This window comes from Psychrobacillus sp. MER TA 171 (assembly GCF_023713305.1).
Lineage (GTDB): Bacteria > Bacillota > Bacilli > Bacillales_A > Planococcaceae > Psychrobacillus.
On record NZ_JAMAWN010000023.1, the window covers coordinates 18,772 to 37,489 of the forward strand.

An 18,718-nucleotide genomic window follows, 5' to 3' on the forward strand; every position below is an offset into this window, starting at 1 on the left:
GTTTATGAATAAAAAATATATAATACCAATAGTCACATTAGTGCTAGCAGCTTTATTAGCTGCTTGTGAAGAATCACCAGAAACTATTACTGAGCTGGACAACCAGTCCCAAAATAGTGAAGTATCTCAAGACAAAAAATCAGTCTTGGATGAAAACAAAAGCACATCAAATGACACTCAAGAAAATCCAATAGCTAAGAATTCTACTTTAAAAGAAGAGTACTTGATAAAATTAAACAACACTAAATTACAGGCAGAAAAACTGAAGGCAACTGATTCTTCGACTTATGCGCTAAAAAAAGTGGAAGATGATAGATGGGAACTTTGGGATAAACTGTTGAATGAAATATACGGTGAATTAAAGGAGCAATTGTCTCCAGAAGAAATGGACCTATTAAGAGAAAATCAACGACAATGGTTAAAAGATAGAGATGAACAAGCATTAGAAGCTTCTCTAAAATTTAAAGGCGGCACGCAGGAGCATTTAGAATATGTAGCTGTTCTCGCTAATCTTACTGAAGAAAGATGCTATGAGTTAGTTGATCGTTATATGAAATAATTCAAGAATGTGATTTGAAAGTAAACAACTAAGCCTAAGGTCAAATAAAAAGGCAAAACGTACATACATGGAATGTTTATTCTATATAAAAAAAGAGCTTGGAGGACCAAGCTCTTTTTTCTATATCCTGCAATCAATTCTGTAGCTGTTCAAAAACAGTCCCAATAAACATTTTACCAATATCCTTTATTGCGCGTTCGTCGATGTCGAACTTAGGATGATGATGTGGGTAGGTAGCTTTTAGCTCCTCGTTCCCTCCACCAATGATAAAATAAGCTCCCGGAATCTCGCGTTGATAATACGCATAGTCCTCGCTTCCGTTCATCGGTTTCCCTGGGATAATGTTATCAGCCCCTAGAACCTGACTGGCCACCTTCTCTACACGCTTTGTTTCAATAGGGTCGTTAAAGATAGATGGACAGTCCTTCACATATTTTAACTCGAACGTAGCGTCAGCAGCTTCGCAAGTGCTTTTAACTACTTGTTCTAGCTTCTGCTCGATTAGTGTGCGCACATCCTCGTCATAGGTTCTGACTGTCCCTTTTATATAGGCAGTGTCAGGTATCACATTAGTAGTGCTTCCGCTTTGAAAAGAACCAACCGTAATTACTGCAGCCTTTAGTGGATCTACTCTTCTGCTAACAATTTGCTGTAGATTTAATACAACCTGGCTTCCCGTCACTAAAGCATCAATCGTTTCATGAGGAGATGCCCCGTGCCCCCCTTTACCATGGATTGTTATATAAAAATCATCCTGTGCGGAGGAAGCATAGCCTTCTATCACACTAAATGTCCCATAGGGCTGAAGAGACATCACATGTGAACCATAGATAACGTCCACACCATCTAAGCAACCGTCCTTAATCATAAATTCAGCACCACCTGGAGTGGTCTCCTCGGCGAATTGATGTATGAACACTACAGTTCCTGGTACCTTGTCCTTGTGCTCACTTAATACCTTTGCCACCCCTAGAAGTGCAGACGTATGTAAATCGTGCCCACATGCATGCATAACTCCTGGAACTTTTGATTTGTATGCTACTTCCTTCTCATCCTGAATAGGAAGTGCATCAAAGTCTGCTCGAAGTGCGATGGTTTTCCCTGGTTTCCCACCCTTTAGGTAACCTAAAACACCTCTCCCTCCAACTTCAGTTCGAACCTCTAATCCTAAGTTCCTTAAGTAAGCAGCAATTTTTTTAGGCGTCTCCACCTCGTGATGAGAAAGCTCGGGATACATATGCAAATCTCTTCGGAAATCGACTAACTCGGGGTAAATCTCTTCTAATCTATTAAATAACTTTTCCATTGTAATCCTCCTAAATAACACAACTGTATCATGCTGGCCAAAAGAATAGATGAGCAATCGTCACAAAAACTGCTCCCATTATAAATTGTATCAAAATTAATGGCCACAACCAACGAACCCATTTTCCATAAGAGATCTTAGCCATGGCAAGAGCTGCTAATATTAACCCACTTGTTGGTGCGATAATATTTGTGATTCCGTCTCCCATTTGATAAGCCAATACTGCCGTTTGTCTGCTTACTCCTAATAAATCAGATAAAGGGGCCATAATAGGCATAGTTAAAGCTGCCTGCCCACTGCCTGATGTAACAATAAGATTAAGCAATGTTTGCATAACATACATACCGATCGCTGTTAAGCTAGAAGGAAACTTCTCAACTAAATTAGTAATTCCATACAGTATGGTGTCTATTGTATTACTATCGTTTAAAATAACTAATGCCCCATAGGCAAAGCCAACTACTAATGCCCCTACAACTATTTCTTCACAGCCTCGAACAAAGGATTTTGTAATCTCATTAAATTTCAGTCGATTAACCAATCCAATAACGATTGCCATGATTAAAAATAATGCTGAAATCTCTGTTATAAACCATCCAAATTTCAATACCCCAAATGCCATTCCAACCATTGTGACTACTAGAATCGCAATAATAACTCCTTGAGTTTTTGTGATAGTGTCCTGTTTCATCGCTTCGATATCAATATTTCTATTTTTATCTTCCTCATACATAATACTTTTGGTTGGGTCTTTCCTTATTTTATTGGCATAAATCATTACATATGCAATAGATATTGCCATGAAAGCAATCCAAAAGCCAATGCGTGGACCCATGCCTGAAAAAATTGGAACCTCCGCGATTCCTTGGGCAACTCCAATGGTAAATGGATTCATAAAGGCTGCTGTAAATCCAGCTGAAACCCCAACAATAACCATGGCGGCCCCTACGATGGAATCAAATCCCATAACTATGGCAATCGGCACTAAAATCATGATGAAAGGTAGTGCTTCTTCAAACATTCCTACTGCTGCTCCAGCCACTCCAAAAAACATCATTACTACTGGAATAATGAGCATTTCTTTTCCTTTCATCTTAGTGGATAAGGAACCAAATGCACCTTCTATCGCCTTTGACTCTCTAAATAGATTGAATGAGCCTGCCACCATAAAAATAAAGAAAATAATTGGAGCAGCTTCGACCATTCCTTTATGTATAGCATTAAATATATCTAAGAAGCCCGCAGGACTAGAATCGATAGTTTGATAGGAGCCGTCTACTACGATTGTACGACCATCTGCATTCTCTACGCGATCATATTGTCCAGCTGGAATAATATAAGTTAATACAGCCATGATTATAACAACGGTAAATAAAATAACGAATGGATGTGGCGCTTCTCTAATCTTTTTCTTTTTTGTGGATACTTCTTTCAAGGCTGTTGTCATTCTAGCTTTCTCCTTTGCTCGTTAAAATTATGTTCCTTTTTTTATCCCACTACGTAGTTTCCCCTTTTCATCCCCTTCTCTATTGTGAACCATTAAAGTTATAGACAATTAAGAATATATAGTCTAATACTTTTAACAAACTTTACTATAAACAAAATTAACATTCAATACAGAATTGAAAAAATATTATATTTATATATCGTTTCAGCAAAACAAATTCATAAACCTGTTTTTGTAATATTCTAATTATGATAAAATTGAGATTAGTAGGAGGTGCTCTTCTTCATGGGTATTCGGAATTTTAAGTACAACCTGTAAAAATAAAATTACAGGAGGAAAAGATGCAATCCAATTGGCAAAAGAAATTTTATGAAAAACAATTTGATTTTATATATGATAAAAACTACAATGATTCCTTATTTTATCACCAGGAAGCAGAAGCTATTCAGGAACAAGCTGGGAAACCGTTTAAAGCAGTTTTAGAATTAGGCGCAGGCTATGGAAAATTAGCAAATGCAATTGCAGCGTTAGGCAAAAATGTTACTACGATTGAGTTAGCTGACAAAATAGTTAAGTATGCGCTTCAAAACGCACACCCTAGCGTAGAAGCAATCTGTGCTGATTTTTATACTGTAAGGTTGAAAAAGAAATTTGATATTGTGCTCTATATAGATGGCTTTGGTGTTGGATCTGATCAAGACCAAGTCAACATACTCAAACGTATATATGACTGGTTGAATATCGATGGAATTGCTTTAATAGATATTTATCAGCCTTTATATTGGAAGAATGTAAATGGAATAGAAATGCAGCCCACAAATGATCCAACAGTTCAACGGCAATACGGGTATATCAAGGAGACTCAATCTATGACTGACACATGGTGGAGTGTAGAGGACGCAGAAGAAAAATTCACACAAATACTAGCATGTTATGCACCCGCACAAATAGATGAGTTGTGTCATCAAGCAGGCTTACAAGTAGTAGGCTACTTTCCTGGAGGGGCAATGGACTACAACACATGGACCTATCAGCAGGTTGCCAGCTTAGAAAACTGCTTATCTTATCGAATAAAAGTAAAAAAGAAATGATATTTAAAGCAACCTTTGTTTAATCACAAAGGTTGCTTTTATGCTACACACTGTCCAGCTTTTTCCTACCAAAGACCAAAAAGAAATACGTAGAGGCAATCAAGTACAATACTCCTGTAATTGTAAATGTATAAGCATAGCCCCAATAGAACCCAAAGGTCATGACAAGACCGGTAGATACAGCCCCTGTACTTGCCCATCCCACATTAAACACCATCTGATTGACCGAATTCGCAAGCCCTTTATATTTATCCTGAACTAACTCCATGGCTATGGCACTCTGAATTGGATTACCCGCATTCATCAGCGCCTGTCGCATTAGGAAGGCAATGGATGCAATTACAAGAGAGTTCGTATAGCCAGTTATAAAAAGGAACGGGATAGATAACAGCTGAAAAATAACGAGCGCCCTCACCTTTCCTACTCGCTTAACTAAAGCAGGCCCTAATAACATCGCCACCGCTGTCATAGCGGATCCTAGTGATAAAATAAGTCCTACATATGAATTCGAAGCATCAAATCGATTAGAAAAATATAAGTTTAGATAAGGAATTACTAGCCCAGAGCCAGTACCTATTAATAAATTTGCAAAGCCAAATAGAATGATAATCTTCACATTTTTTCTGAAGCTGCTTGGCTCAGGTGTTCTTTTGTCATCTTGATTATCCTTTGATGTAGCTCTATTTCCTACCGGATTTAACTTAGTAAGCGGCAGGAGACCTAGAGTAAATATCGTAGCTCCAATTATTAATACATATTTGATGGCATCCACTACAGATAGACCACCTAATGCATGCAGTAAATCAGCTAAGACCCCACCCCCTAGGCTCCCTACTACCCCGGCTAGAGTCATAAGTGAAAAATGAATACTAAATAGATGCATCCGTTCACTGGCGGTTGAATTCTCAGCTAAAAAAGGTATCCCTGATACTTGAACAAGCGCCATAAAGAGGCCCGTAAAAAAAGCAGCATACACTAAAGACTGCTCGCTAACCATCAAACTTCTATAAAATAATGTACCTGCTGCGACCACAGCACCAATCATAATAATTTTCTTTCTTCCAAAACGGTCACTAAGAAAACCGGCAGGCACTAACATGATGGCAGAAGCCAGGGAGGTCATCGCGATAATTTTACCGTTTAACGTTTCCGGAAATCCAAGCTCCTTAATGTATAAATTGTACATTACAGAAAAAACACCCATGCCTATTTGAATCAGAACATTGGCCAGCATAAACATACGAATATTACGATTAAAGGAAACTATTTTCTTTTTCCACTCTACAAACCAAGGAATCATATACTACCTCTTCCATCTATTTCGTTACACTAAATATACGAGTTCCGACAGAAAATTACAATCGCTTAAATTAAATTTTTCGAAATTTTTATAGAAGAAAGAATTTACAAAAGAACTCTTTCTTGTTTTTTATCATTAGCTTTGTATAAAGCTCAAGGTTGCTTTAAGACACAAAAAAATGAGCTAGGATTTTTCTCCAGGCTCATTTAAATTTAATTTCGGCAGTCTCCTAACAGCATAATATGTTAAACTAACCTGCTGCTATAGTTCAATAAAAAAATATGAAGTAAATTATTCTAATAGAAGCCACTCTTTGAAAAACTCAGTATGATCTTCTTGATGGTACTCATTGAAGAATTCTACAAAGGTCTCAGTATCCACATATTGATATTTAAATTCATTAAAATAAGCGGATAAAAATTTAATTGTTTCTTCGTGTCCGCCTCTCTCTTTAAAGAAATCTCGTAAAATTGCAGGGATTTTCCCATATAGCACCGGACCATGATCCGTACCAAACTCCGTAACTGGAATATTAGCAATTTCCTGCTGAGTTTTTCTTTCAGCAAAAATATTTATTTCATTAAATCCTAATTTTTCACCCATTTCACTGGAATCATATCTTAAGGTACGGTATGTCCCCTCCAATAGTGCCGTTAAACTCTCATCTAACCAAGATTCTTCATAAGGATCACTGGAAACCATGAAATAAAACCATTGATGAGCAATTTCATGGATTAATACTCTTTCATGTCTCCCTGGATCAAACCATACTTCTACAATATTTGGGTATTCCATTCCTGAATTATTTGCAACAACATCGAACTCTTTTGTCGGATTATCCCCAATATTTTTTTCCATAAATAAAAACGCTCTTTGAGCATCCATAATCATTTGATGTAAAGTGTCTGGAACATCATAAGGATAAAAATATCTGATTGTTGTATCATTTGCTTGCAATGTCTCACTAATCCATTCTTCCGGATCTAAAAATGCTATATAAAAATCTTTAATATTTGTTCCTTGTGTCTTCCCACTAATGGTAGGCTTAGGTTCACCATCTTCTCCCGAGCTGGCAACCAAGTATTCTCTAGCTAACTCATAAGTAATCTCATAGTCTCCATACCCCGTATCATAGAATTCACCCACATGGTAATAAGGATGTAGTTCCCATTTGTTCGTATACCTACCTAGCATTGGATACCATAATGCTAAATAGAAATTGTTGTCTATTCTCGACAGTCGTTGCCCTTTAAATGGCGGCTTTAATAAATATTCTACTGTTAAAATTGTTTTTTCACCTGGTTGTACATCAGATTTTGGAGTTACATAAAGCATGGTATCGTTCAATTTATATGATAATTCTTCGCCATCTTTATTTCTAATAGAAGAAATCTCTGCTTCTCCTATAGATGAAAGCATAAAGTATTTATTCTCTAGCGTCGTAACATTCGGGATAAAATAAAAACCGATATCCTCCCATACACTTTTGGATTCATTCGTAACTTCAATCTCCGCAGATATGTGAAAACGTAAGTCCTCCGCCTGGTGGATATCTATTTTGTAATTTCCCCTAGAACCTTGGAGTACTGAAATAGATTCCTCTTTTACTTTTTTAGCAGTTGGTTTTTCTTCTGCTTTCACTTCTGGTTCTACTATATCTATTTTAGATTCTTTCTCTAATATAAAGTAACTTCCAACCCCTAAAATGACTGCAGCCGTACAAATAGCAATGAATGCTTTAGTTTTCACTATCTCATCTCCTTTTCTCTACATTCTATCTATTTCAAAAATATCCTTCCTTTATTTTGTAAATTAGTTGAGTCTTTTAACAGATGTGTGGAGAAAAATGCACACACCAACTTCGTTTTTCAAGAAAATTATCTATCTTTTATCTCTAGAAAAGGGAAAATCCCCTTATGCTTATGCATTAGGGGAAACTCCGGCTTGTAGCTTATACATTTGTTCGTAGCGACCTTGTAGCTGCAGCAACTCGTCATGTGTGCCACTCTCTACAATCTCACCCCGGTCTAGAACTAGAATACGGTCTGCATTTTTAATAGTAGAAAGTCTATGTGCAATGATGAAGGTTGTTCTACCTTTCTTTAATACATCCATCGCATGCTGGATAATTTCTTCTGTCTCGGTATCTATGTTAGATGTCGCTTCATCCAATATAAGAATGGCCGGGTCGAAGGCAAGCGCTCTTGCAAAGGATACTAGCTGTCTTTGACCAGAAGAGAGCGTGCTTCCCTTTTCAATTACTGGTTCATCTAATCCTTTTTCGAGGTTTTTTAGTACACGTTCTCCACCTACTGCTTCTAATGCGGCCTCTACTTTTTCTCGTGAAATTCTAGGATCATTTAAACTAACATTTGTTTCAATGGTTCCAGAGAAAAGATATGGATCCTGCAATACAATTCCCATATGATTACGAATGGTTTGCCTTGGAAGGGACGTGATATCTATTCCATCTATTAAAATCTTCCCCTTAGTTGGGTCATAGAATCGGAATAACAAGTTCATGATAGAGCTTTTCCCAGAGCCTGTATGCCCCACTAGGGCAACCGTTTCTCCTTTATTTGCAACAAAGTTTAAGCTCTTCAAGACAAAGTCATCACCTTTGTAGGCAAACGACACGTCTTTAAACTCCACGTTTCCTTCGTATCTTTCCATTCGTTTGTCTTCTACCTGTTCCCCTTTTTCATTCAACAATTCAAATACTCTACTTCCAGCTACCAATGAGCGTTCTAGCTGAGAGAACTGATTAACTATCCCCGTAATTGGATTGAACAATCTCGTCGTATAATCCACAAAGGCATAAAGCAATCCAGCAGAGATGATTGCTCCCGGCTCCATGGACTGACTACCAAACACTAAAATAAATAGAGCAAACATGATGGATCTTAGCACCTGTACTAAGTTAAAGGAGGTAGCAGAATCTAATTTTAAAAGCTTACGCTGATAACTGTAATGCTCTTCATTCATCTCCTCAAATTCTTGGTCCATTTGTTTTTCCCGTTTAAACGCTTGAATGATTGACATTCCTTGAATTGATTCATTTAACATGGCGTTCATATCTGCAATCTTTGTTCGCACAATATGATTATATTGAGATGCATATTTTCGATAAGCTAGCATCCATATATATACGATCGGAATGACGAATAAAGCGATTGCTGCCATTTTAACGTCTAAAATAAACATTGCTATATAGACCCCAGTAATAGAAATGATACTGGTTGCAAACTGTGAAAGTACTTGAACATATAGATTACGGATTGCTTCCGTATCATTTGTCACACGAGCAACTACCTTACCGGCAGGCAGGTTGTCAAAATACTGTATAGGCAAAGTTTGTATATGCTGAAAAACATCATTTCGGAGCTTCTGAACAACACGATTTGCTCCAACCTGTAGGTTTATAAACATAAAATATCTAAAAACCGCTGTTACAATACTTAGACCAAAGAATACTGCAAGGAGCATTAATATCGGCTCCAGATCAATGGCACCATCTGTAATGTGTTCATCAAGAATTTGTTTTGCGATAAATGGTCCTGTCAAATCGGCAATTACAGCAATCGTTAAAAAGATTAGACCAAGAATAATTGGCTTTTTATAAAATAACGCATAATGGTAGAGTCGTTTTCCAGTACTCATGACGACACCCCCTCAAGCTGTTGACGATCATATTGTTCCTTGTACCAGCCATTTTGCTTTAGAAGTTCCTCATGCGTACCTTGTTCTACAATGATTCCTTCATCTAAAACGATGATTTGGTCGGCATGCTGAATGCCTGACAAGCGATGCGTCGTAATAATTGTTGTCTTCCCACTGCGTTCGTTTTGTATATTTTCGATAATTTTTGCCTCTGTTTTAGCATCTACCGCAGAAAGGGAGTCATCTAAAAGAAGAATTTCTGGATTTTTGATAAGCGCTCGAGCAATCGATACCCTTTGCTTCTGACCCCCAGATAGGGAAACCCCTTTCTCCCCTACTAACGTTTCTAATCCCATTGGTAGATTCATTAAATCCTGTTGAAAATGTGCTAAACGAAGTGCTTCCTCTAATTCTTCTTCTGTAGCATTTTCTTTTCCTAGAAGGATATTTTGGCGTATGGTTCTAGAAAACAACACATGATCTTGAGGCACATACCCAATCCATTCTAATACTTGATCCTTTGTTTGCTCTGATATTGGGATATCTCCAATCGTCAGTTGACCTGCTCCAATTGGATACTCCTTTAACAGCTGCTTAATAAAGGTCGTTTTTCCAGACCCAGTTTTACCTACAATGCCAAGCGTCTGCCCTTTTTGTAGGTTTACTCGGATATTTTCTAAATTTTTCACTTGTGATAAAGGATATTGAAATCCAACATCATCAAAACCGATGGACATTACATCCTTCAAATTCACTGGAGCAGTCGGGTCCTTCACATCTGCATCGTACTCAAGCGTTTCCTGTACACGGTCAAGCGAAGCATTCCCGCGTTGCATAACGTTGATCAGTTCCCCAATAGCGAACATTGGCCAAATAGCCATACCTAGATAAACGTTAAATGTAATTAGGTTTCCTACCGTCATCTCACCCTTAGAAACTAAAAAAGCTCCATAACCAAGTGCCACGACATAACTAATACCTGTTCCTATTTTTGTGATAGGACCAAACAAGGCGTCAATTCGTTCTACAACCATGTTTTTTTGATAAACCTCTTCACTCATATCTGCAAAGTTCTTCTCATCAGCACGTTCCTGAACGTACGCACGAATTACTCTTACACCAGCTATAGATTCTAAAACACGATCATTTAAATCCCCAAATGCATCTTGGGCTACCATATACTTTTCATGAATGATTTTACCTAAATATTGCATTATAATTGCGAGAACTGGTATAGGTAACAGTGCAAAAAAAGTAAGCTTCCATGAAATAAGAAAACCCATTGCCAGAATCAAGGCTAACATATACATAGTCGAATCTATTAAGGTCATAATCCCAAAGCCAGCAGTAGTTGCAACTGCATTCAAATCATTTGTTGCACGAGCCATTAAGTCACCAGTACGATTTTTCTCGTAAAAAGTCGGTGTCATACTTAAAAATTTTCGATTCAGCTTCGTGCGTAAAATGCGCTCAATAGAAATAGACCCACCAAATAATTGATATTGCCAAATAAAATTTAAAATATATCCCACTATAATAATTCCTACAAAATATAATACATACTCCATTAATAGGTCGCTATTCATATTTCCTAGCGTAATTGTATCGATTGCCCTTCCTACTAGCCATGGAGGAAAAATCTCAAATGCACTTGCAATAATTAGTACACCAACTGCAACAGTGTACCTTTTCCAATGACCCTTAAAAAACCACTTTAACTTAAATAATACTGAAAACATTTCATTGTCCCTCTTTTCTTTCCTTTACATTTACCAACTATCCGCCTTCAAGAGATTCCTTTATTAAAATTTGCTTAGCTCGTTGAATAATCATACCCAACTCTCCTCCTTTGTTTTTTCACCAAAATTTGGAAATAATAGAACGCAAAAAAGCGCATTACCCATGATACGGTAATGCACTTTAAAATAGACATAGTAATTCTTATGCTATTAAACAGTCATTTAGCGTCTAATGGTAGGTATGAACGAGCTATTAAATTATTTGCGATAACTTTAAAACGAATCATTATTCATACCTCCATTTCTAAATTATTTAGTGTCACTTAATATTATCTCAATAAAAGTTTAGTTGTCAATACATTTTGAAGAAATAGACAATTAAATTATTCCAAAAATTCGTGCTTTTACATTTAAGAACGAACAAATAGATGGAAATGAAGTTTAAATGCTCTTCACTCTAGTCGGACGCTTTTTCACGGGGGGAGTGATAAGCCATCACCCGTCGTATACGCGCGCAGTTGTGACGTTAACATGTAGCTTTTCGAGTTTAAAACGTACATTACTATTTTAAAATTAAATTAAATGAAAAAGATAACCTAAAACTGCACTTAACAGTACAACCTTGTAAGGAGCCCATTTGAAAACAAATAATACCGTGAAAGTAATTAAAACGATGATGAAATCCGATGATTCTTTAACTGAACTCGTAAAAACCGGGTCATATAACGCGGCAAGAAGGATTCCTACTACACCTGCATTAACTCCCTTTAAGGCATTCTGAATTCCTTTTTTCGATCGTATAGCTGACCAAAATGGTAGTATTCCAATTACCATTAGAAACGAGGGTAAAAATATGGCAAATGTAGCTATTAAAGCTCCTGGAATACCAGCTGTTGCATGACCCAAGAAACTAGCCAACGTAAACAATGGACCTGGGACCGCTTGAGCAGCACCATACCCAGCTAAAAATATATCAGGGGAAAGTGCTACCTCTCGCTGAAGCATTGGCAGTACAACATGTCCTCCTCCAAAAACTAAAGAACCGACACGATAATAAATATCAAAAATTAAGTAGTAGGTTGAATTTATAAATGGCTTCAATAACGGTAAAAAAATAAGAAGTCCAAAAAACAAGATCCAAGCAATAATACTTGTTGTTTTTCCAAAAGGAAGCCTAATATTTGGAGCAGGTTCATTTTCATCTGAACGAAAATATATAAATCCAAACAATCCAGCTGCAATCAATATGCTAAATTGACCAGCTATTGATGGAATAAGCAACGTTAATATAGCACATGCTATTGCAATAGTAATTCTAATACGGTCTGGTGCTAGTGTCTTTTGCATCCCTAACAGAGCATGAGCAACAATGGCAACTGCAACGATTTTCAATCCCTGTAGCCACCCACTGTCAAATGAGTTGGTAGATATCAAAAACGCTGAAAACAATACAAGCAGTATAATGGAAGGAAGAGTAAACCCTAAAAATGATATGCCCCCTCCAATTATTCCACCTCTTAGTATGCCGATGGCAATGCCCACTTGAGATGAGGCTGGTCCCGGTAGGAATTGACAAATTGCCACAATGTCAGCATATAACTTTTCGTCTAGCCATTTTCTTTTCTGCACATACTCTTCTCGGAAATAAGCCAAATGAGCAGCGGGTCCACCAAAAGAAGTTAACCCTAATTTCGTTGAAGCACTTGCTATTTCAATATATTTTTTCACTATTTTTCCATACCCCCTAGTTCATTAAAATTATCTAACAAATAGGAAAACTATATCTCAAGATTACAGGGGGAAATATGAAGTCGCAACCTAAAGAATAAAGATTTGTAATTTCTTTTTATATATTTTATTATTAAACCTAGAAACTATTTTTTTAGAAAACAGGAGGTGTACACTTTGTTCTACCCCCCATTTGGGTTAGGGACAAAGTAATTATTTGGACATAGCCATACGGTTGACAGCTTTTGCTGTCTTAATCGCTTTCACTGCATTTTTTGTTGCAAGTGAATTTGCAATAGTAAAAGTAAGAACAACAAGAATCGATCAGCTTTTAGCTGAAGGAAACAAAAAAGCTATTAATGCTAAGAAGGTTGTTTCCAATTTGGACGAATATCTATCTGCCTGTCAGTTAGGTATTACAATCACCGCTTTAGGATTAGGGTGGTTGGGAGAACCAACTATAGAAAGAATCTTACATCCAGCATTTGAGTATTTTGAGCTTCCAGAAAGTGTTTCTTCTTTACTTTCATTTATCATTGCGTTCTCATTAGTAACATATATACATGTAGTAGTTGGAGAATTAACCCCTAAAACATTTGCTATTCAACGATCTGAACAGATTACATTGGCAGTTGCTAAGCCACTAGTCATATTTGACAAAATTATGTATCCGGTAATCCATGGTATGAATGGATCGGCACGTTTCTTAGCGACCAAGGTGTTTGGATTAGAGCCTGTTTCAGAATCAGAAGTAGCCCATTCCGAGGAAGAATTACGTATGATTCTTTCGGACAGTTTTAAGGGTGGAGAAATCAATCAAGCAGAGTATAAGTATGTAAACAAAATTTTCGAATTTGATGATCGTATCGCAAAAGAAATTATGGTTCCTAGAACTGAAATTACTTCCATCGATAAGGATTTAACCCTTAGTGAGGTTTTTGAAGTCGTAGGTGTCGAACAGTTTACAAGATATCCTGTAACTGATGGAGATAAAGACCATATTATAGGACTTGTTAATATGAAAAATCTTTTAACTGCCTTTATACGAGATCCTGCTAACGCCACTACTCCGGTAGCTGACTACATGCAGCCAATTATTCGAGTAATTGAAAACATGCCTATCGCTGATTTATTACTTAAAATTCAACGTGAACGTATTCACATGGCCATCTTAATGGATGAATACGGAGGAACTTCTGGTCTTGTCACGATTGAAGATATCATCGAGGAAATCGTAGGCGATATCCGCGACGAGTTTGACACAGATGAGCTGCCTGAGGTTCAAAAGGTTGCTGAAAACCATTATATTATTGACGCTAAGATGTTAATCGAAAGCTTAAATGACTTACTAAATATTAATATTGATGAAGAAGATATTGATACTATTGGTGGGTGGTTTATGACAAAAAGCTACGATGTGGTCAGTGGTGAAAAGCTCCTAGAACAAGGCTACGAATTTACTGTCAAAGAAATCGACGGTCATCACATTCAATATCTAGAAGTTGTCAAAGTTCCGGAAGATCAAGAGGATGAGGAACTAAAAGAATCCATAGATGAATAATTAATACATCATACTTAAAATAATGCATATAGAAACGGCTCTCTTTTTAGAGAGTCGTTCAGACTGTAGACAAACTCCAAAAAATATGGAGTTTGCCTACAGTCTTTTTTCTTTTTAAATAGAAGTAACGCGAGGAAGAGTTGATTTCCGCTACGAACGGACGCTTTCCGCGGGCACGGCTTCAGCCGCTTCCCTCGCTGCGCTCAGTCCAGGGTCTTCAGCTCGCGCTGTTCCCGCTGGAGACGCCGTTCTCCGCTCCAATCAAGGGGCCTCCTATAAAATGAATGAGGTGATGGATTTGATGACGAAAAATCAAACCAATGAACGCAGAGTAAGAATAAACTAAAGATGATTCTACGTCATATCTTGCAAGACTATTTGGATGTAGCTGAGGACTTACATCATAACTATGAAATGCAAGAAATTTACGGGAAGCGTAAAGAGACGATCGAGCGTGTCTTTGCCGATGCCAAAGAAAAGCATGGTATGCGATGGACAACCTTAAAGGGTCTTAAAAAATTGTCCGTGCAGGCGATGCTAACTTTTGCTGCCTTAAATCTTAAGAAGTTGGCCAGCTGGACCTGGAAAACGCCAAAAATGGCGTAAAACAAACAAAATCGAGAGCTGAATTAGCTCTTTTTTCAGAATGTAAACTGGGATAATAGCAAAAGGGTTGTCTTATCTTCTCTTTCAAAACATACTACGTTAAACTCACCAAATAATATCGAATTTTCAATCAAAAGTATTAGAATGACGCATTATTTATAGTGATACAATTCAATTACAAGAAATACCAGAACACACAAACTAAAATGAATTTTAGAGGAAGAGTGATTATTTTGGAAAGATATATTTGTAAGACATGCGGAGTTCAGTATGAAAATTCTTTTGGGAAACCAGAGGAATGTATAATTTGCGGTGAAGAAAGACAATTTATTAGTTCTAATGTCCAAAATTGGACCACATTAGAATCTATGATTAAAGAAGGCATATACAAAAATACTATTAATATCGAAGAAGAAGGACTATACAGCATAAACACTAGTCCCGTTTTGGAATTGGTCAAACAGCCTATTTGATACAAGACAAAAATTTTAACTTATTGTGGGATTGTATTTCTTATATTGATGAAAAAACGATTAGCAAAATAGAAGACTTAGGTGGAATTGATGCAATAGCTTTATCTCATCCACATTACTACTCTAGCCAAGTAGAATGGGCTGAAGCCTTTAACGCTCCAATATACATTCATGAAGATGATCAAGAATGGGTTATGAGACCAAGTGAGCGAATAGTTTTTTGGTCTGGTGAGTCACTGAAATTAAAAGAAGGAATCATCCTTCATAGAATTGGTGGCCATTTTAAAGGTGGAACAGTTTTAGAATGGAAAAATGGAGATAACCAAAGCGGGATTTTAATGACTGGGGATATCATTCGTGTCGTAGCTGACCTTTCCTGGGTAAGCTTTATGTACAGTTATCCAAACTTTATTCCCCTTCCAGAAACGACTGTAGAAAGGATTTCCACTAGGATAAAAGAATTGAAGTTTGCTCGGCTATACGATGCCTTTCATCGTGTCATTAAAGAAGAGGCCAAGCAAAATGTCCTAAGATCTGCCACCCGTTATATGGAAGCACTAAATGGAACCTTATTTAATACCTAGTGTGCAACTGAAATTAGACGTTTTTGCATAGGGCAGAAAAGTTTTTCTATCGAGCAATTGTATCGTAAGGAGGAAATATTATGAATCATGCCTTAGTAGTCGGTGGAACTGGGATGCTATCCAGAGTCTCCCTCTGGTTATTAAATCAGGGATATCATGTTTCAATTATCGCTAGAAATCCCAAACGCATGAAAGATCTAATAGAACAGACGGACTTAAATAATCATATAACCCCACTTCTTCTTGATTATAACAATTATGCTGAATTACAAAAGAAGCTGCATACAACAATTAATGAAAATGGTGGGATTGATATTGTGGTAGCTTGGATACACTCGACTGCTCCAGAGGCACTTAAAATAATTGCAGCGGAGGTTTCCATTAGTAAAAGTAGGTGGGATTTATTTCATATTTTAGGGAGTAGCTCGGATTTAAAAAGGGTTAAACGAGAAGCTATACTGCCTAAAAATTGTTCCTATCATCAAGTTCAATTGGGATTTTTAATAGAAGGTACCCGCCCAAGGTGGTTAACACAGAAGGAAATTTCAGATGGAGTAATTGAAGCTATCAAGAAAAGAAAAAACATACTAACCATTGGTCAAATTGAATCACTGGAAAAGCACCTATAAAACATAAAAGTGAACATTCTGCAGCCTTGGAAGAAATGTACTAGGTTATCGTTTTGTTAAAAAATGGTTATGTTAAAGGCTATGGTTGGTTTTCTATGTGAAATGTTACACTTAAACTAACGGGGCAGTTTAGTTTAATAAGAAAAAAATACATGTATGAATCAAGGCGATATATCGTTAAGCTTATAGAGGTAAAGAATTATATGGAAACTGAAAGATGGGGAGAATTAAAACGATGCTTGATTTGATAATAAATTCTAAAAGACGTTATGAAAATTTTATAAAAAGAGTTTCGGAAAATAAAGTGGTTTGGGGTTTAGAAAATGAAGATGGATGGTGTGTTTGCGAATCTAATGAATATGAAGATACTGTTGTTATGTTGTTTTGGTCAGATGAGGCATATGCACGACAATGTGCAGTAGATGGTTGGTCACATTATAAGCCGTCATCGATACCTTTGGAAATTTTTATGAATACTTGGTTGAACGGAATGAATGAAGATGGTCTTTTAGTTGGTGCGAACTGGAATGCGAAGTTAATTGGGGTAGAAGTAGAACCATTTGATTTACTTGAAGAAATTATAGGAATATTAGAAAAATAATATATTCTTATTCAACTAACGGGTGCTTTACTTCAAGAAAGAGGGGGAGTGAGAATGGCGGAACAATTCAACATAAATGGAAATATTGTTAACGTAGACGTTCAGAAAACAAAAGCTTTGTATGAAAAACTTCCACTAATTTCTGATAAAGAGCATTGTGGATGCCCTGAATGCGTTTATTATACAAAGGTAATCGTTCATACATCTCCAGCAATTCAACTGTTTTTTGAACAGTTTGGCATCGACCCAAGAAAAGAAGCAGAAGTATGGAGAGCTTGTGAAAATGACAATGGTACATATTATTATATAGCAGATTATCATTTTATCGGTGAGATTCAAGGTGTCCCAGAATTAGACTGGATTGACGTTGAGGAAGCTTCCTTTGGTTTGACAAATCGCATAGGGAAATTGCCTTCACCGATGATTCCAGAAACATTTACATCACCCCTCATTGAATTGATTGTAAAAATTAATCTACGTTCTGGTATTTAGTTATTGAACTAACGCCGCAGGTTAGTTGAAAATAAGAGATGTTATAATCTGGATATAAATAATGATTTTTAAATGAGTATGATAGGAGATTGAAAATGGAATTTATTACATGGTTAGCTTTAGGGTTTGGTTTTAGTTCTGCATTTTATGTAGATAAAGTAAGAAAGAAAAATAAAGAATTAGAAGATAGGATAAAAGCGATTGAAAAAAAAGTAATGCTTTGATTATTACCAGTACTGATTTTCTTCTTCAATTAACAGGTGCTTTACTTCAAGAAGGAGTAAAGCCTTTTTCTTATTGAACTAAAGCCGCAGGTTAGTTGAAGAAGGAAAATGAATGATAGAAAACGAAAATATAAATGGAATTAAAGGTGAGGTTTTTATGGAAAAGCTCGAAGCATTAAAAGAAACTCTAATCGAAGGTCAAAAATTATCAATGCAAGGTTCGTTGGAAAGGAGAGCCCCAGCAAAAAAAGCGGTTCCTTTTCTTTTAGAAGCAAGGCAAGGGTTAAAGGATTATGTAATAGAAAACGGAACAAATCCTCTTGCTTGGCGTTTGTTGTCGCAAGCCGAAGAATGCTTACTCAATTATAACAATGCTATTTATTGTCTGGAAAGGGCTATGGAGTTGGTTAAAAAGAACCAAAAGGACCTTAAAAGACTTGCCCTATTAAAAGACTATGGTGGAATGTGGAATGAGCTAAACTTATCCGCAGAACAGTTGGAGTCCCTCGGTATACTTTTGAATGAAAAGTTAAATGCCGATGATTGTGACCACTCTCTTAAATTTACAAAGAGATGGCTGGAAGATAACATACCTAAGAGTAAACTATCTAAAATCGTAAAAGCATTGAAGAATCAAGGCGGATTCTGTGATTGTGAGGTACTCTCTAATGTTGTTGATTAATAGAGCTTGTTGAACTAACGTGGTGCTTTAATCAAA

General features: G+C 36.8%; 16 protein-coding genes and 2 pseudogenes. 11 read left to right on the plus strand and 7 right to left on the minus strand.

From position 1 onward, the window contains the following. Positions 1 to 4 precede the first annotated feature (4 nt). On the plus strand, positions 5 to 559 hold the full coding sequence (locus M3627_RS16745; RefSeq protein ID WP_251556673.1) for a lysozyme inhibitor LprI family protein: 555 nt from the start codon (positions 5 to 7) through the stop codon (positions 557 to 559). A 133-nt stretch (positions 560 to 692) separates the two neighbouring features. Here M3627_RS16745 and M3627_RS16750 read toward each other — a convergent pair whose 3' ends face one another. Then, a complete protein-coding gene (locus tag M3627_RS16750; RefSeq protein WP_251556674.1) occupies positions 693 to 1,865 on the minus strand; it encodes a M20 metallopeptidase family protein in 1,173 nt (390 codons plus the stop codon). A 28-nt stretch (positions 1,866 to 1,893) separates the two neighbouring features. Beyond that, a complete protein-coding gene (locus M3627_RS16755) occupies positions 1,894 to 3,312 on the minus strand; it encodes a YfcC family protein (RefSeq protein WP_251556675.1) in 1,419 nt (472 codons plus the stop codon). Positions 3,313 to 3,653: 341 nt separating this feature from the next. Between M3627_RS16755 and M3627_RS16760 the strand changes: the two genes are divergently transcribed. Beyond that, the gene (locus M3627_RS16760; RefSeq protein ID WP_251556677.1) at positions 3,654 to 4,403 is read left to right on the plus strand and encodes a class I SAM-dependent methyltransferase; all 750 of its coding nucleotides are present in this window, start codon (positions 3,654 to 3,656) and stop codon (positions 4,401 to 4,403) included. A gap of 43 nt (positions 4,404 to 4,446) precedes the next feature. Here M3627_RS16760 and M3627_RS16765 read toward each other — a convergent pair whose 3' ends face one another. The 4 genes from M3627_RS16765 to M3627_RS16780 form a co-directional block, all read right to left on the minus strand. Beyond that, positions 4,447 to 5,703, minus strand: coding sequence for an MFS transporter (locus M3627_RS16765; protein ID WP_251556679.1), 1,257 nt, complete (start codon positions 5,701 to 5,703; stop codon positions 4,447 to 4,449). Between the two features lie 291 nt (positions 5,704 to 5,994). Next, positions 5,995 to 7,452: a M1 family aminopeptidase gene (locus tag M3627_RS21125; RefSeq protein ID WP_169360632.1), complete on the minus strand. Its 1,458-nt coding sequence runs from the start codon at positions 7,450 to 7,452 to the stop codon at positions 5,995 to 5,997. Positions 7,453 to 7,623: 171 nt separating this feature from the next. Beyond that, the gene (locus tag M3627_RS16775) at positions 7,624 to 9,363 is read right to left on the minus strand and encodes an ABC transporter ATP-binding protein (RefSeq protein WP_169360633.1); all 1,740 of its coding nucleotides are present in this window, start codon (positions 9,361 to 9,363) and stop codon (positions 7,624 to 7,626) included. Beyond that, positions 9,360 to 11,102 (minus strand): ABC transporter ATP-binding protein, encoded by a 1,743-nt coding sequence (locus M3627_RS16780; protein ID WP_251556681.1) that lies wholly within the window; start codon positions 11,100 to 11,102, stop codon positions 9,360 to 9,362. The genes M3627_RS16775 and M3627_RS16780 overlap by 4 nt, the downstream gene beginning before the upstream one ends. 174 nt (positions 11,103 to 11,276) lie before the next feature. On the opposite strand from M3627_RS16780, the gene M3627_RS16785 reads away from it, so the two are divergent. Beyond that, positions 11,277 to 11,429, plus strand: a complete 153-nt coding sequence (locus tag M3627_RS16785) for a hypothetical protein (RefSeq protein WP_251556683.1) — start codon at positions 11,277 to 11,279, stop codon at positions 11,427 to 11,429. A 246-nt stretch (positions 11,430 to 11,675) separates the two neighbouring features. Here the strand turns inward: M3627_RS16785 and chrA are convergent, their stop codons facing one another. Further along, positions 11,676 to 12,833, minus strand: a complete 1,158-nt coding sequence (gene chrA, locus M3627_RS16790) for a chromate efflux transporter (protein WP_251556714.1) — start codon at positions 12,831 to 12,833, stop codon at positions 11,676 to 11,678. 214 nt (positions 12,834 to 13,047) lie between these two features. Here chrA and M3627_RS16795 point away from each other — a divergent pair, with 214 nt between their 5' ends. The 8 genes and pseudogenes from M3627_RS16795 (at position 13,048) to M3627_RS16825 (ending at position 18,682) form a co-directional block, all read left to right on the plus strand. Further along, the gene (locus M3627_RS16795) at positions 13,048 to 14,391 is read left to right on the plus strand and encodes a hemolysin family protein (protein WP_251556684.1); all 1,344 of its coding nucleotides are present in this window, start codon (positions 13,048 to 13,050) and stop codon (positions 14,389 to 14,391) included. Positions 14,392 to 14,715: 324 nt separating this feature from the next. Then, positions 14,716 to 14,997: pseudogene (locus tag M3627_RS16800) on the plus strand (transposase); the annotation flags it as partial. 233 nt (positions 14,998 to 15,230) lie between these two features. After that, positions 15,231 to 16,054, plus strand: a pseudogene (locus M3627_RS16805) (MBL fold metallo-hydrolase). Positions 16,055 to 16,134: 80 nt separating this feature from the next. After that, positions 16,135 to 16,683 (plus strand): short-chain dehydrogenase, encoded by a 549-nt coding sequence (locus tag M3627_RS16810; RefSeq protein ID WP_251556685.1) that lies wholly within the window; start codon positions 16,135 to 16,137, stop codon positions 16,681 to 16,683. 235 nt (positions 16,684 to 16,918) lie between these two features. Beyond that, positions 16,919 to 17,284: a DUF2750 domain-containing protein gene (locus tag M3627_RS16815; RefSeq protein ID WP_251555857.1), complete on the plus strand. Its 366-nt coding sequence runs from the start codon at positions 16,919 to 16,921 to the stop codon at positions 17,282 to 17,284. Between the two features lie 54 nt (positions 17,285 to 17,338). Beyond that, positions 17,339 to 17,776: a hypothetical protein gene (locus M3627_RS16820; protein ID WP_251556686.1), complete on the plus strand. Its 438-nt coding sequence runs from the start codon at positions 17,339 to 17,341 to the stop codon at positions 17,774 to 17,776. A 95-nt stretch (positions 17,777 to 17,871) separates the two neighbouring features. Continuing rightward, complete coding sequence (locus M3627_RS20910; RefSeq protein ID WP_255475385.1) at positions 17,872 to 18,000, plus strand: hypothetical protein; 129 nt, start codon at positions 17,872 to 17,874, stop codon at positions 17,998 to 18,000. Between the two features lie 112 nt (positions 18,001 to 18,112). Further along, positions 18,113 to 18,682 carry a DUF2695 domain-containing protein gene (locus M3627_RS16825; protein ID WP_251556687.1) on the plus strand — a complete coding sequence of 190 codons (570 nt, stop codon included), beginning with the start codon at positions 18,113 to 18,115 and terminating at the stop codon, positions 18,680 to 18,682. Positions 18,683 to 18,718 lie beyond the last annotated feature (36 nt).

Coding starts and splice junctions, on each gene's coding strand:
- M3627_RS16745 (WP_251556673.1), top strand. CDS start 5: ATGAATAAAAAATATATAATACCAATAGTCACATTAGTGCTAGCAGCT.
- M3627_RS16750 (WP_251556674.1), bottom strand. CDS start 1,865: ATGGAAAAGTTATTTAATAGATTAGAAGAGATTTACCCCGAGTTAGTC.
- M3627_RS16755 (WP_251556675.1), bottom strand. CDS start 3,312: ATGACAACAGCCTTGAAAGAAGTATCCACAAAAAAGAAAAAGATTAGA.
- M3627_RS16760 (WP_251556677.1), top strand. CDS start 3,654: ATGCAATCCAATTGGCAAAAGAAATTTTATGAAAAACAATTTGATTTT.
- M3627_RS16765 (WP_251556679.1), bottom strand. CDS start 5,703: ATGATTCCTTGGTTTGTAGAGTGGAAAAAGAAAATAGTTTCCTTTAAT.
- M3627_RS16775 (WP_169360633.1), bottom strand. CDS start 9,363: ATGAGTACTGGAAAACGACTCTACCATTATGCGTTATTTTATAAAAAG.
- M3627_RS16780 (WP_251556681.1), bottom strand. CDS start 11,102: ATGTTTTCAGTATTATTTAAGTTAAAGTGGTTTTTTAAGGGTCATTGG.
- M3627_RS16785 (WP_251556683.1), top strand. CDS start 11,277: ATGCACTTTAAAATAGACATAGTAATTCTTATGCTATTAAACAGTCAT.
- M3627_RS16810 (WP_251556685.1), top strand. CDS start 16,135: ATGAATCATGCCTTAGTAGTCGGTGGAACTGGGATGCTATCCAGAGTC.
- M3627_RS16815 (WP_251555857.1), top strand. CDS start 16,919: ATGCTTGATTTGATAATAAATTCTAAAAGACGTTATGAAAATTTTATA.
- M3627_RS16820 (WP_251556686.1), top strand. CDS start 17,339: ATGGCGGAACAATTCAACATAAATGGAAATATTGTTAACGTAGACGTT.
- M3627_RS20910 (WP_255475385.1), top strand. CDS start 17,872: ATGGAATTTATTACATGGTTAGCTTTAGGGTTTGGTTTTAGTTCTGCA.
- M3627_RS16825 (WP_251556687.1), top strand. CDS start 18,113: ATGATAGAAAACGAAAATATAAATGGAATTAAAGGTGAGGTTTTTATG.